The sequence below is a fragment of the Actinospineispora eucalypti genome, from assembly GCF_039543365.1.
Classification (GTDB): domain Bacteria; phylum Actinomycetota; class Actinomycetes; order Mycobacteriales; family Pseudonocardiaceae; genus Pseudonocardia; species Pseudonocardia eucalypti.
This window is the reverse complement of sequence record NZ_BAABJP010000007.1, coordinates 53,873-67,287: the sequence shown is the minus strand read 5'-3', so window position 1 is coordinate 67,287 and position 13,415 is coordinate 53,873. Positions and strand designations below refer to the sequence as shown.

The 13,415-nt window shown below is 72.8% G+C and carries 12 protein-coding genes; 8 read left to right on the top strand and 4 right to left on the bottom strand.

Features of this window, described 5'->3' with window-relative positions:
- Positions 1 to 34: 34 nt before the first annotated feature.
- Together ABEB12_RS07810 and ABEB12_RS07805 are read right to left on the bottom strand one after the other, a co-directional pair.
- The gene (locus ABEB12_RS07810; RefSeq protein WP_185064248.1) at positions 35 to 841 is read right to left on the bottom strand and encodes a hypothetical protein; all 807 of its coding nucleotides are present in this window, start codon (positions 839 to 841) and stop codon (positions 35 to 37) included.
- Between the two features lie 297 nt (positions 842 to 1,138).
- Entirely contained in the window at positions 1,139 to 2,389 is a 1,251-nt protein-coding gene (locus ABEB12_RS07805) for an amidohydrolase (RefSeq protein ID WP_185064247.1), read from the bottom strand.
- Positions 2,390 to 2,793: 404 nt separating this feature from the next.
- Between ABEB12_RS07805 and ABEB12_RS07800 the strand changes: the two genes are divergently transcribed.
- Genes ABEB12_RS07800 through ABEB12_RS07780 form a run of 5 tightly spaced genes read left to right on the top strand, consistent with a single transcriptional unit; the run spans position 2,794 to position 8,378 of the window.
- Entirely contained in the window at positions 2,794 to 4,842 is a 2,049-nt protein-coding gene (locus ABEB12_RS07800; protein ID WP_185064246.1) for a protein kinase domain-containing protein, read from the top strand.
- Positions 4,839 to 5,633 carry a purine-nucleoside phosphorylase gene (locus ABEB12_RS07795; RefSeq protein WP_185064245.1) on the top strand — a complete coding sequence of 265 codons (795 nt, stop codon included), beginning with the start codon at positions 4,839 to 4,841 and terminating at the stop codon, positions 5,631 to 5,633. Before ABEB12_RS07800 ends, ABEB12_RS07795 begins: the two co-directional genes overlap by 4 nt.
- The gene (locus ABEB12_RS07790; protein WP_185064244.1) at positions 5,630 to 7,282 is read left to right on the top strand and encodes a phosphohexomutase domain-containing protein; all 1,653 of its coding nucleotides are present in this window, start codon (positions 5,630 to 5,632) and stop codon (positions 7,280 to 7,282) included. Before ABEB12_RS07795 ends, ABEB12_RS07790 begins: the two co-directional genes overlap by 4 nt.
- Positions 7,283 to 7,332: 50 nt before the next feature.
- Complete coding sequence (locus ABEB12_RS07785; protein ID WP_185064699.1) at positions 7,333 to 7,734, top strand: NAD(P)H-dependent oxidoreductase; 402 nt, start codon at positions 7,333 to 7,335, stop codon at positions 7,732 to 7,734.
- Positions 7,735 to 7,769: 35 nt separating this feature from the next.
- On the top strand, positions 7,770 to 8,378 hold the full coding sequence (locus ABEB12_RS07780; protein WP_185064243.1) for a WHG domain-containing protein: 609 nt from the start codon (positions 7,770 to 7,772) through the stop codon (positions 8,376 to 8,378).
- Between the two features lie 68 nt (positions 8,379 to 8,446).
- Here ABEB12_RS07780 and upp read toward each other — a convergent pair whose 3' ends face one another.
- Positions 8,447 to 9,070 (bottom strand): uracil phosphoribosyltransferase, encoded by a 624-nt coding sequence (upp, locus tag ABEB12_RS07775; protein WP_185064698.1) that lies wholly within the window; start codon positions 9,068 to 9,070, stop codon positions 8,447 to 8,449.
- 263 nt (positions 9,071 to 9,333) lie between these two features.
- On the opposite strand from upp, the gene ABEB12_RS07770 reads away from it, so the two are divergent.
- Both ABEB12_RS07770 and ABEB12_RS07765 read left to right on the top strand, forming a co-directional pair.
- Positions 9,334 to 9,567, top strand: a complete 234-nt coding sequence (locus ABEB12_RS07770; protein WP_185064242.1) for a hypothetical protein — start codon at positions 9,334 to 9,336, stop codon at positions 9,565 to 9,567.
- A 103-nt stretch (positions 9,568 to 9,670) separates the two neighbouring features.
- Complete coding sequence (locus tag ABEB12_RS07765; protein WP_185064241.1) at positions 9,671 to 10,897, top strand: primosomal protein; 1,227 nt, start codon at positions 9,671 to 9,673, stop codon at positions 10,895 to 10,897.
- A 92-nt stretch (positions 10,898 to 10,989) separates the two neighbouring features.
- Here the strand turns inward: ABEB12_RS07765 and ABEB12_RS07760 are convergent, their stop codons facing one another.
- Positions 10,990 to 12,087 carry an adenosine deaminase gene (locus ABEB12_RS07760; protein WP_345702651.1) on the bottom strand — a complete coding sequence of 366 codons (1,098 nt, stop codon included), beginning with the start codon at positions 12,085 to 12,087 and terminating at the stop codon, positions 10,990 to 10,992.
- Positions 12,088 to 12,274: 187 nt separating this feature from the next.
- Here ABEB12_RS07760 and ABEB12_RS07755 point away from each other — a divergent pair, with 187 nt between their 5' ends.
- Positions 12,275 to 13,303, top strand: a complete 1,029-nt coding sequence (locus ABEB12_RS07755; protein WP_345702649.1) for a PA containing protein — start codon at positions 12,275 to 12,277, stop codon at positions 13,301 to 13,303.
- The last annotated feature ends 112 nt before the right edge of the window (positions 13,304 to 13,415 follow it).

Genomic DNA, 13,415 nt, shown 5'->3' with positions numbered 1-13,415 from the left:
TCGCGGGTTTCACCGGGCCATGTCGCGGGTCCCCTCAGGCCATATCGCGGGTTCCCTCGCCGGTAGACCACGAGCCGCACCCACGCCGGGCGAACGCGGCGCGCAACTCCCGCTCGAGTCGCCGGCTGTCGGCCAGATCTTCGCTGGTCACGAAGATGACGAGCCAGCCGCGCCGCCTGAGGTCCTCCGCGCGCCGCTCATCCTCCGCCTCCCGACCAGCGTGTACCGCGTGGCCGTTGTACTCCAGCGCGATCCGCGGCCCTTCCCACGCCAGATCCAGGCGGTACACCTCCTCACCGGCCGGTGAACGGACCGGCAGGTTCGCGGCCGGTGGCGGGAAACCGAGGCGAACCACTTCGAGCAACAACCAGCTCTCCGGCGGAGACTCCGCCCGCCCGGTTGCGAGGTCGAGCAGCTGCGCCGCGCGCCGGGTACCCCGCCGGTCCGGGCGTTCGGTCAACCGCTCGGCCAGTCGCGCACGGAGCCGCTCCTGTCCGGGCCCGTCGCACAGGCGCAGGGCTTGATCGACCACCGCGATGGCGTCGCGCGGTCGCGCCGTGCAGAGCAGGTCCGAGATCACTCGCTCCAGGCAGAAGACACGCAGCCCGGCAAGCTCGACGATGTCATCCGGACTCGGGAACGGCGCGTTGTGCACCACCAGCCCACCTCGGCTCCGAGACGGGTGACCGTACAACACCATGACATGGGTGGCCCGCGAGTCGATCGCGGTGCAGCCGTGCAGCCAGGCCGCCGTGGGGCCGGTGATGACCGCGCGCCGGCCGTGCGCGAGCAGGGCAGCGGCTGCCCTGGTGGGCACATCGAGCGCACGGCGGGCGTCCACCAGCACACCCGGCCCATGCGCACCAGCAGTCCGTCCCGTACCTCCGATTCCAACCGATGTCGGCCGAGGCGCTCCAACAGATCGGATCGAAGGTAGGCGCCATGTCGGTCCAACGGAGCATCCATGCGCCCAGGATCGCGCCGGCCCCGGGTCGCCCGGGCAAGTCATCCGCGGGCATGTGGACAACTGCGCCCCTGTGGATAAGTCGGCATCATCGAGTGAACGCGCGACACAGCCCGACGCAACCCGCGATATGACCTGGTGAAACCCGCGATATGGCGCGGTGAGGTGAGGTGGTTAGGCGGCGAGGCTGGCTAGGGCGGCGTGGACTAGGACTCGGACGCCTACGGGGAGGGCGCGTTCGTCCAGGTCGAAGGTGGGCTGGTGCAGGTCGCGGTGGGGGCCTACGCCGGACCAGACTCCCAGGCGGCCCATTGCGCCGGGGACGTCCTCCAGGTACCAGGCGAAGTCCTCGCCGCCGCTGGACTGCTCGGTGCTGGTCGCACCGTCGGGGCCCAGGGCGGCCACGGCGGCGTCGCGTAGGAGGCCGGCCGACAGGGCCTCGTTGAACACCGGCGGGACGCCGCGGGTGTGGTCCAGGACATAGCCGACGCCGAGCGGCGCGAGCAGCGAGGTGACCAGCGAGCGGACCAACGGCTCCAGCTCGGTCCAGATCCTGTGGTCGCCGGTGCGCAGGGTCCCGCGCAGCAGCCCCGCCTGGGGCACCGCGTTGGCCGCCTGGCCGGCCTCGACCGCACCCCACACCAGCACGGTGCCGGAGCGCGGGTCCACCCGCCGCGACAGCAGCGAGGGCAGCTGGGTGATCAGCACACCCAATGCGTTCACCAGGTCGGCGGTCAGGTGCGGGCGGGAGGTGTGCCCGCCGGGCGAGGTGAGCCGCACCTCCACCAGGTCGCAGGCCGAGGTGATCGGGCCGACCTTGGTGCCCAGCTGACCAACCGGCAGCCGGGGGTCACAGTGCAACGCGAAGATCCGCTCGACGTCCTCGAGCACGCCCTCGGCCACCATGTCCAGCGCGCCGCCGGGCTGGACCTCCTCGGCCGGCTGGAAGATCAGCCGGACCCGGCCGGGCAGCGCCGGCGCCTGGGCCAGCGCGAGTCCGGCGCCGAGCAGCATCGCGGTGTGGGCGTCGTGCCCGCAGGCGTGCATCACGCCGTCCACGCTGGACGCGAAGCTCAGCTCGGTCTCCTCGCGCAGCGGCAGCGCGTCCAGGTCGGCCCGCAGCGCGACGCAGTGGTCGCCGGAGCCGATGTCGCAGATCAGGCCGCATCCGTCCGGCCGTACCCGGGGCTTCAACCCGGCCGCGCGCAGCCGCGCGGCCACCATCGAGGTGCTGAGTCGCTCCTGCCGGGCGAGCTCGGGGTGCGCATGCAGCGTGCGCCGCCAGGTCACCAGTTCACGATTGTGCGCGGACAGCCAGCCGTCCAACCACCTGGGGCCCTTGCCGTGGCCGATGTCGGTCACCGGCTCGGCCGGCCCCAGGGCGTGAGCCGCCAGCAGTTCGGTGCGCGCGTCGAGCACAGACACCGGGTACCACCACCGATTCGTTCGTCGTTCCCGACGACCTCAGCCCGGGTGACGGATCGCTACCTCGTGAGCGCGGGGGAAGCATCCAGACCGTCGTCGCTGATACGTATGGTGCCCCAACTGAGTGCCCTCAAATCCCGGTTCGGCCGGTTATCGACTTTCGCGCGCTCAAGTGCTAGCGAGGTGCTGCGGGCGGCAGAGCGGTCAGGACAACCGGTACTTTTGCAAGGGTTGAACGGCTGTGACCCCGCTCACCACCGCTGAGCGGACGTTCGGCGACGACGTTCGCTATATCTTGTCGGGGCTGCGCCGTCCGACTGAAAAAACGCTACTCCGAACGGCCGCGATGGGGAAACCATGGCACCACGTGCGGGCGAGTTAACCGAATCGGGAGAATGGCAGGCATGTCGGCATCCGAGTCCACCACCGAGGGGACCGAGCCGCGCCGCATCGCGGGCCGGTACCGGCTGACCGAGCCGCTGGGCGCGGGCGCGATGGGCACCGTGTGGTCGGGGTACGACGAAGTGCTGCACCGGGCGGTCGCGGTCAAGGAGCTGAAGGTGCCGCCGGGCGTGCCCAGGGGCGAGATCGCCTCGATGCGCGAGCGGATGATGCGCGAGGCCCGCACCCTCGGCGGTCTCTCCCACCCCAACGTCATCACCCTCTTCGACGTGGTCGACGTCTCCGGCGACCCGTTCGTGGTGATGGAGCTGCTGCCCAGCCGCAACCTTTCCGAGGTGATCGGGGACCAGGGCCGGCTGACCATCAGCCAGGCCGCATCGGTCGGCCTGGCCACGGCGGCCGCGCTGCAGGCCGCGCACCGCGCCGGGATCACCCACCGGGACGTGAAGCCGGGCAACGTACTGGTCGCCCACGACGGGCGGATCAAGCTCACCGACTTCGGCATCGCGCGCAAGAGCAATGACGTCACCATGACCCAGACCGGCCTGGTGCTCGGGTCGCCCGCGTACATCTCCCCCGAGGTGGCCGCCGGCCAGCCGGTCACCCCGGCCGCCGACCTGTGGGGGCTGGGCGCGACCCTGTTCGCCGCCCTGGAGGCCCGGCCGCCGTACGACGTGGACGGCGACCCGGTGAAGACGGTCACCGCGGTGGTGCACGGCGAGGTGCCGAAGGTGCACGTCGGCGGCTCGCTGGCCGAGGTCATCGCCGCGCTCATGGTGAAGGACCCGGACCAGCGGATGTCGCTGGCCGACGTCCGGCACTACCTGCGCCCGCTGCTGGCCGACCCGGACGACCCGCTGTTCCCGGGCTCGGTGGACGCGTACACCACGGCCACCCCGCCGCTGCGGCCGATCTCGGGCCGTTCCACGGCGAACGGCAGCGGGGCCGGCCCCGCCGTCACCCCTCCGCCCGCCGCCGCGCCGCCCGGCCCGGCCGGCACCGGGGCGAGCCCGCACGCCGACGCGTCCGGGCAGTGGGGCGCGCACCCGACCGGGACCCCCGCGCCACTGGCCGACGACCCCGGCCCACTGCCCGGCGCGCCCCGGCCGCACCCGACCCCCGCCCCGACCCCGTCGCCGGCGCCGCCGCCGGCGCCGAGGCCCCGGCCGGCCGACCCGGTTTCCGGCACCTACGGCACCACCGGTGCGCCGGGCGCAACCGGTGCGCCGGGCACCACCGGCGGGTACGGCGCGGCGGGCACCTACGGCGCCGGCCCGGGCACCGCCGGTACCTACGGCGCGGCCGGCACGTACGGCGGGCCCGCCGGGGCGGCGGCCGCCGGGGGCACGCAGGGCACCGGCCGCCGGCCCAGCTGGCAGGCCGCCCCGCCGCAGCGGCCCCCGATGTCGAGGGCCGCCCCGCCACCGCCCCCGGCCACCGCCTCGCTGAGCGGCAAGTGGGCGGTTCCGCTGGCGCTGGCCGGCGCGGTCGCGGTGCTGGCCGGCGCCGCGCTGGGCTGGTCCAGCACCCGGGTGCTGGTCGGCCAGCCGGTGCTCACCACCACGGTGTCCAGCCCGGCGGGCAACGGGGCGAACCCGCAGCTCACCACGCACGCGGACACCGGCCGCTACGGCACCGGCGCACAGAACTTCACCGCCGCCGTTCCGGCGGGCTGGGAGGAGTACCGGGTGCCGGTGGAGGGCGAGGCGCTGTCGGTGCGGTTCATCAGCCCGGACGGCTCCCGGGAGATCAGCTTCGAAAAGCTGGCCGGCACCCGCACCAACCCGGCCAAGCCGGCCGACTTCCTGGGCACGTTGACCACCGCCAAGCTGGGTGTGGCGAGCGTCACCAAGCTGGAGGAGTCCGGCAACCGGGTGCGCTACCGGACCGACCTGACCGGCCCGGGCGGCCAGTCCAGCCGGATGACCTACGCACAGGTGAACCAGGCCGGAAACGACGTCTGGGTGATCCGGCTGACCGTGCCGGCGGACCGCGCGGGCGCCAACCCGCTCACCCTGTTCAACACGATCACGCAGAAGTTCCAGTCATGACCGACCCGGACACCCTGGCCGCCCAGGCCGCCGAGGCGCTCGCCGAGCGCACCGGATGGCCGGAACACGAGGTGGCCGTGGTGCTCGGTTCGGGCTGGCGGCCGGCGGCGGACGCGATGGGGCAGGCGCGCGCCGAGGTCAAGATGGCCGAGCTGCCCGGGTTCACCCGGCCCGCCGCCGCCGGGCACGGCGGCACGATCCGTTCGCTGGCCCTGGGCGACACAAAGGCCATGGTGCTTCTCGGCCGCACCCACCTCTACGAGGGCCACGGCGAGGCGGCGGTGGCGCACGCGGTGCGCACGGCGGCCGCGTCCGGCTGCCGGCGGGTCGTGCTGACCAACGCGGCGGGCGGCATCACGGAGGGGCTGGCCGTCGGCCAGCCGGTGCTCATCTCCGACCACCTGAACCTGACCGCGCGGTCGCCGCTGGTCGGCGCCCGGTTCGTGGACCTCACCGACCTGTACTCCCCCCGGCTGCGCGAGCTGGCCAGGAGCATCGACCCGACGCTGGTCGAAGGCGTGTACGCGGGTCTGCCGGGGCCGCACTTCGAGACCCCGGCGGAGATCCGCATGCTGCGCGGCATGGGTGCGGACCTGGTGGGCATGTCCACCGTGTTGGAGGCGATCGCCGCGCGCGCGGCCGGCTTGGAGGTGCTGGGAGTGTCACTGGTGACCAACCTGGCAGCCGGTCTCACCGGCCAGCCGCTGAACCACCAGGAGGTCATCGACGCCGGCAATGCGGCCGCCGCCCGGATGGGCGCGTTGCTGCGCGAGGTGGTGGCCTCGGCATGACCGAGGTCCAGGAGCACCCCGACACGCACGCCGCCGCGCTCCGCTGGATCGCCGAGGACCCGGACCCGAACACTCGCGAGGAGCTGCGCCGGCTGCTGGACGGCGAGCACCCGGACGAGCTGGCCGACCGGATGGCCGGGCCGCTGCGCTTCGGCACCGCCGGGCTGCGCGGCAAGGTGCGCGCCGGCCCCGCCGGGATGAACATCGCCGTGGTGCGCCGGACCACCGCCGGACTGGCCGCCTGGCTGCTCGAGCGGGACGCGGTGCGGGCCGGCGCCCGGCTGGTGGTGGTCGGCCGGGACGCCCGCCTGGGTTCGGCCCGGTTCGCCGCCGCGGCGGCCGGGGTGCTGGCCGGGGCCGGGTTCGACGTGATCGCGCTGGCCGACCCGCTGCCCACGCCGCTGCTGGCCTACGCGGTGCGGCAGCGGCGGGCGGTGGCCGGGGTGCAGATCACCGCCTCACACAACCCGCCGACCGACAACGGCTACAAGGTCTTCCTGGGCGGCCCGGACGAGGGCGCGCAGCTGGTGGAGCCGGCGGACGCGGAGATCGAGGCGGCCATCGCGGACGCCCCGGCGGCCGCCGACATCCCGTTCACCCCGGTGCCCGAGACCAACCCGGAGGGCCTGGTCTGGCACTACCTGGACCGGGTGTCCCGGCTGCCCTTCGGCGCCGACCGGAACCTGCGCATCGCGCTCACCCCGCTGCACGGCGTGGGCGGCGCGGTGGCGGTGCGCGCGCTGCGCTCCGCCGGGTTCACCGACGTGCGGCTGGTACCCAGCCAGGCCGAGCCGAACCCGGCGTTCCCCACGGTGGCCTTCCCCAACCCGGAGGAACCCGGGGCAACGGACGCGCTGCTCGAGCTGGCCCGCTACATCGACGCCGACCTGGCCGTCGCCCTCGACCCGGACGCGGACCGCTGCGCGCTGGGCGTGCCGGACCCCTCCGCCGACGGCGGCTGGCGGATGCTCACCGGCAACGAGACCGGCGCGCTGCTCGGCGAGCACCTGCTGGCCAACCTGGACCGGGAGTACTACCCGGACCCGCTGGTGGCCACCACGGTGGCCTCCTCCCGGCAGCTGCGGGAGATCGCCGCCGCGCACGGTGCCCGGTTCGCCGAGACGCTGACCGGATTCAAGTGGATCGTGCGCGCGGGTGACCAGTCGGAAGGCGGCGACCCGGGGTTCGTCTACGGGTTCGAGGAGGCGCTCGGCTACTGCGTGGACCCGGACGGCGTGCGGGACAAGGACGGCATCGCCACCGCCGTGCTCGCCGCGGACCTGGCGGCCACCCGCAAGGCCGAGGGCGGGTCCCTGCTGGACGCGCTGGACGAGCTGGCACTGGCGCACGGGTTGCACCTGACCGAGGCGGTGACCTTCCCGCTCGCCCCGGCCGACCGGGACGACGTGGTCGCCCGCCTGGGCCGGGTGACCAGCGGCGTCACCCGGCCGGCGCCGGACGTGCTGGTGATCGACGGCACCCGGGGCCGCGCGGTGGTCCGCCCGTCGGGCACGGAGCCGAAGCTCAAGGCCTACCTGGAGGTGACCGAGCCGGTCGCCGGCCGGGACGAGCTGCCCGCCGCCCGGGAACGCGCCGCCGAGCGCCTGGCCGAGCTGCGCGCGCACGTGTCCGAACTGGTCACGCCGTGACCCGCACGCTCCTGATCGTGCACCACACGCCGTCCCCGGCCACCTCGGAGATGTTCGAGGCGGTGCTGCGCGGCGCGACCGACCCGGAGATCACCGGGGTGGACGTGGTGCGCCGGGCCGCGCTGGCCGCCACGGCGTCGGACGTGCTGGCCGCCGACGGGCTGGTGCTCGGCACGCCGGCCAACATCGGCTACATGTCCGGCGCGCTGAAGCACTTCTTCGACCAGGTCTACTACCCGGTGCTGGACGACGCCCAGGGCCGGCCGTACGGGCTCTACGTGCACGGCAACCTGGGTGTCGAGGGCGCGGTGAAGGCGGTGGAGTCGATCGCCGACGGGTTGGGCTGGCGCCGGGCCGCCGCCCCGGTCACCGTGGCCGGCCAGCCGGACAAGGCGGCCCTCGAGGCCTGCTGGGAGCTGGGCGCGACGCTGGCCGCCGGGTTGATGGAGTGAGCCGGGCCCGGGGAACGCTCAAGTAGCCTTTCGCCATGGCGAGGCCGAAGGTGCACGACGAGGCGCTACGGGTGCGGCTGCTGGAGCAGGCGGTCCGGATCCTGTCCGAGGAGGGCCTCGACGCACTCAGCCTGCGCAAGCTGGCGGCCCTGGTGGGCACCTCCACCACGGCGGTCTACTCGCTGTTCGGCGGCAAACCGGCCCTGCTGCGCGCGGTGTTCGACGAGGCGTTCACCCGGTTCGGCCGGCGGCTGGGCGGAATCCGGCCGAGCGGTGACCCGATGGCCGACCTGCAGGCGTTGAGCGTGGCGTACCGGGAGAGCGCGCTGGCCGAACCGCACTTCTACCAGGTCATGTTCGGCCCGGTCGGCGGCGCGGTCGAGCCGGACCAGGACTCCGTGGAACGGGCCGAGGGCACCTTCCGGCCGCTGCTGAACGCGGTGCGCCAGGCGATCGACGCCGGCATCCTGCGGGACGAGGATCCCGCCGTGATCGCCACCAGCATGTGGGCCGGGGTGCACGGGCTGATCTCGCTGGAGCTGCGCGCGCTGCTGCCGGAGGCGGCCGGCGACCCGGCCGAGCTCTACCACCAGACCGTCCGGGCCACCGCACTCGGCTGGCGGGCCAAAACCCCGGCCGGCTAGGCAACGGCCGGTGATCGCCCGGGCGGCGCACCCGCAAACGCCGGCCCGGGCCAAGTCAGGGCCACGCGCTACCGCGCGCCGAACTGGCGGTCGCCGGCGTCGCCGAGCCCGGGCACGATGAACCGGGAGTCGTTGAGCCCCTCGTCCACCTGCGCGGTGACCACCCGCACCGGCAGGCCGGACTCCTCCACCACGGCCAGCCCCTCCGGCGCGGCCAGCACGCAGATCGCGGTGACCTCGCTGGCCCCCCGGTCGGTGAGCAGCCGCACCGCGTGCACCAGGGTGCCGCCGGTGGCCAGCATCGGGTCCAGCAGGAACACCGGCCAGCCGGCCAGCGACTCGGGCAGCGACTCCAGGTAGGAGACCGGCTGGAACGTCTCCTCGTCGCGGTACGCGCCGACGAAGCCGACCCGGGCCTCCGGGATCAGCGCCAGCGCGGCGTCCACCATGCCCAGCCCGGCGCGCAGCACGGGCACCAGCAGCGGCGGGGCGGCCAGCCGGTAACCGGTGGCCCCGGCAACCGGCGTCTCGATCCGCTCGGTGGCCAGCTCGGCGTCCCGGCAGGCCTCGTACACCAGCATCTCGGCCAGCTCGCGCAGCGCGGCGCGGAACGACTGGTTCGGGGTGCGGACGTCCCGCAGGGTGCTCATCCGGGCCTTGACCAACGGATGGTCCACCACGTGAAGCTGCATAGGCACGGCCGCATCCTGCCAGCCCCGGAGGCCCCCGGGCGACCCCGCCACAACTCATCATCAATTGGTTTACTCAATTCTCGGAAATCGTGATCACCTGCGGATATGACCGAGGTCTCAGACGCATATCGACCGTGCGTCGTCAAGTCACCCACAGTGACCCGTGAATCTGCCCCGAACGGGTGGTATCCGGCTGTAGGTGACACATTGGCCCGGCCTCGACCGCTGTACTCATCAGGAACAGTCGTCAGGAGGTGATCGGAGTGGCGGAGCACGCGCCAGCCAACGCGGCTTTGGTGGCCGCGGCAGAGCAGCTCGGACAGTGCGATGGCTACATCGTGCTCGCCGTGGACCCGCAGACCGGTGAGGTCGACGCACATGGCCCGTACGACGGCCTTTCGGCCACCCTGAAAGCGGACCGGCTGCGGCACGAGTTCGACGAGGGCGGATTGAACGACGTGACGGTGGGGGTAGTCCGCCTGCACAGCTCGACCTGACGGCTGTCCAGACGACACTCCCCCGGAAACAACCAACCAACCGGGCCGGCCCACCCCTTCGGGCCGGCCCGGTGTCATGTCCACGGCCCGATACGCTGCCCTCGTGGCGATGGACATCGTGCCGATCCAGCTGTCGTTGACCGCCGGCGACCTGATCACCCTGTGGGCGCCCCGGTGGCGCGCGGAGGGCGAGGAGTGGGAGGGCTTCCTCGGCAACGAGGAGTCCCTGCACGCATTCCCCGACGCGGCAACCCTGGCCGCCTATGTGCGCACCGTCCCGTCGCACGACCTGGCCGACCACCCGGCATGGCCGCTGATGGCCCAGCTGGGGCCGGCCGAGCTGGTGCCCGAGGAGAACCAGTGTTACGACCTGGTCGGCGTGCCGGAGATCGTCGCCCAGGAGCCGGACACCTGGACCATCGGCGAGCTGTCCGCGATCACCACCGTGGTCCGCTCGCTGGCCGACACCTGCGGCCTGGACAAGGTGCACGACGTGCTCAACTCGGCCGAGGCGTTCGCCCTGCTGGAACGGGACTCCTGGGTGTTCAGCAGCCGCGACTCCAAGCGGCTGTGGACCGAGCTGGCCGACGCCGTGGTCAACCGGTGGGACGAGGTGATCGACGAGCTGGACGGCATCGTCACCGTCCCCGAGGTGGACAAGGTGGCGCTGGCCGCCGCCCAGCGGGAGGTCGACGAGGCCGACGAGGCCGGCGAGGCCGAGACCGAGGAGGAGCCCGGCAAGGCCGTGGCCCCGGCCGGCGACGCCACCGAGGCGATCGCGTTCTGGGAGCGGGTGGGCATCGACCCCATCCTGATCAGCACCGACGACACCGACCACTACACGCTGCGCTGCTACGTGGACGACAAGCCGGTGTTCCTGGGTTCCGGCGGCCGGATCGACACCTGCGGCTCGGCCCGCGCGCTGGTGCGCTTCCTGGCCGACGACGGCGCCACCGGGCACGACCTGACCAAGGCCTCCACGTGGTCGGAGGTGGCCGAGAAGGCCACCGCCGGGGAGCTGGCCGTGGTGGTCGACCCGCAGAACACCTACCAGCTGATCGGGCTCACCGACGACCTGCTGGACGGCCCCACCGAGGTCGACCCCAACCAGCTGGACCTGGCCGTCGAACTGCTCCTGGACGTCGGCCGGTGGGGCGGCGACGAAGGCCCTGAGATCGCGCTGGCGCCGTCGGCGAGCCTCGGCTGGCTCACCTCCTTCGTACTGCGCCCCGATCCCAGCAGGCTCGCTCCCAGCCCCCCTTTCGACGCCGAAGCCGCAAGGTGGAGCGCACTGGTGGACGACCTGAACAAACGCCTCCGCCCCCGCTAGCGGTAGTCGCCGGGGGACTGCCGCGGAACAGGCGGGCGGCACCAGAGCCCCGGCAGATCAACCCGAACCGCGCCGTCCGGGGGACGGCGTGCCTATCCGATCAACTGGGCGTACGCCGGCTTGATCACGTCGTTGATCAGCGCCAGCCGCTCGTCGAAGCCGATGAACGCGCTCTTCATCGCGTTGACCGTGAACCACCGCAGGTCGGCCCAGCCGTAGCCGAAGGTGTGCGCCAGGTCGGTGAGCTCGCTGGTCAGCGAGCAGCCGGACATCAGGCGGTTGTCCGTGTTCACGGTGACCCGGAAGCGCAGCCGGGTGAGCAGCCCCACCGGGTGCTCGGCCAGTGACTTGGCCGCACCGGTCTGGATGTTGGAGGACGGGCACATCTCCAGCGGGATGCGCTTGTCCCGCACGTACGCGGCCAGCCGGCCCATCCTCACCTGACCGTCGTCGCCCACCTCCAGGTCGTCGACGATGCGCACGCCGTGGCCCAGCCGGTCGGTGCCGCACCACTGCAGCGCCTCCCAGATGGACGGCAGGCCGAACGCCTCGCCGGCGTGGATGGTGAAGTGCGCGTTCTGCTGGCGCAGGTACTCGAAGGCGTCCAGGTGCCGGGTGGGCGGGAACCCGGCCTCGGCGCCGGCGATGTCGAACCCGACCACGCCCTCGTCCCGGTAGCGCACCGCCAGCTCGGCGATCTCCCGGGACCGCGCGGCGTGCCGCATCGCGGTGAGCAGGCAGTAGACCTGGACCCGCCGGCCGTCCCCGGCGGCCCGCCGGGCGCCCACCCGGAAGCCCTCCAGCACCGCCTCCACCACGTCCTCCAGCGCAAGCCCCCGGGTCACGTGCTGCTCCGGGGCGAACCGCACCTCGGCGTAGACCACCCCGTCGGCGGCGAGGTCCTCGGCGCACTCGGCGGCCACCCGCACCAGCGCCGCCCGGTCCTGCATCACGCCGACGGTGTGCGAGAAGGTCTCCAGGTACCGCTCCAGCGAGCCGGAGTCGGCCGCCGAGGCGAACCACTCGCCGAGTTCCTCGGCATCCGTGCTGGGTAGGGAGGGGTATCCGAACTCCTCGGCGAGCTCGATGATCGTGCCCGGGCGCAAGCCGCCGTCCAGGTGGTCGTGCAGTAGCACCTTTGGGGCGTTCCGGACGTGTTCGACACTCAGGGGCACAGGAAGTTGATGCACGGCTGTGACTCTAATCCCTCATATTGTTAACCCACATGGCTGACAGGACTTGATAGGTGCACCCATGCGGGTGACGCTGTGCGACTCGATAAGCTCCAGACGCTCCGCTCCCTAACCGTTCGACGAAAGCGTCAGCGCCTTGAGTGATCAACAGAGTATGTCGTTCGACCGGATGCGCAGCATGCTCATGCGTGCTGCGGAAATCCGCGAGAGCGAACAGCAGCAAATCTTCGACTCACTTGACGAGATCCACGCGCGCCTGGCCACCCTCGACGCCCTGGGTTCCATGCGCAAGCGCCTCGCCGAGCTCCCCGACCGGACCGAGGTCAGCGTGCTGGCCGAGCGGCTGGACGAGACCGTGGCCAAGCTGGACGCCCAGGACGCTTCCGTCGCCTCGGTCGGCCGAGCGGTGGATGCCCTGGTCGACCGCCTGGCCAAACCGTTCGCCCAGCTGGACGGCCGGCTGGACGGGGTGGCGGGCCGGATGGAGGGCGTCGTCGGCCGGATGGACGGCCTGGACGACAAGCTCGGCGGCCTGCACAAGCGGTTCGACGACCTGGACAACCGGCTGGACCGGCACGAGCTGCGCCTGGACGGCATGCCCGGCGCGATCACCGGACCGGTCAAGGAGCGGGTCGGCACCGCCGAGACCGCGCTGCGCGGCCGGCTGGACGAGATCGACGAGAGCGTCCGCCAGCAGCTGGACGGCGCCCGCGACCACCTGCGCAAGTCGGTCGAGGAGACCGGCGCCGGTGTCCGGGACCGGCTGGACCGCACCGACGAGGGCGTGCGCCAGCTAGTGAGCGAGACCGGCACCGGCCTGACCGGCAAGCTGGACGCGCTCGCCGAGCGGCCCGCCGTCGACCCGACCGACCAGCTCAACACGCTGGCCACCCGCCTGGACAACCTGGCCAACCAGCTGGAAGCCGTCACCAAGCGGCTGGACGGCCTGGACAGCTCGGTCGGCAACCGTCCGGACAAGGACTCCCTGGTCACGCTGGTTCAGCAGGCCAACCAGGAGTCCGAGCGGCGCAACGCCGGCCAGCTGGACGAGGCAATGGCCACCTTCGCGGAGCTCATCCTGGGCCGCGGGCCCGGTGGCCACCCCGGCCAGATGCCCATGCCGGCCCCCCGCCCCGCCCAGCGCCGCTCCCGCGCCAAGACCTCCGTCAAGGCGCGCAACGGCACCACCCCCGACACCGACGACGAAGACTAACCCCCACGCCACCCACCCCCGCTGATTCAGTCACTTCAGCACGGTGATTCAGTCACTTCAGCAGGTATGACCGAGAGCCCCGATTCGCCGGAGCCCCCGAACTCCCGCGAGC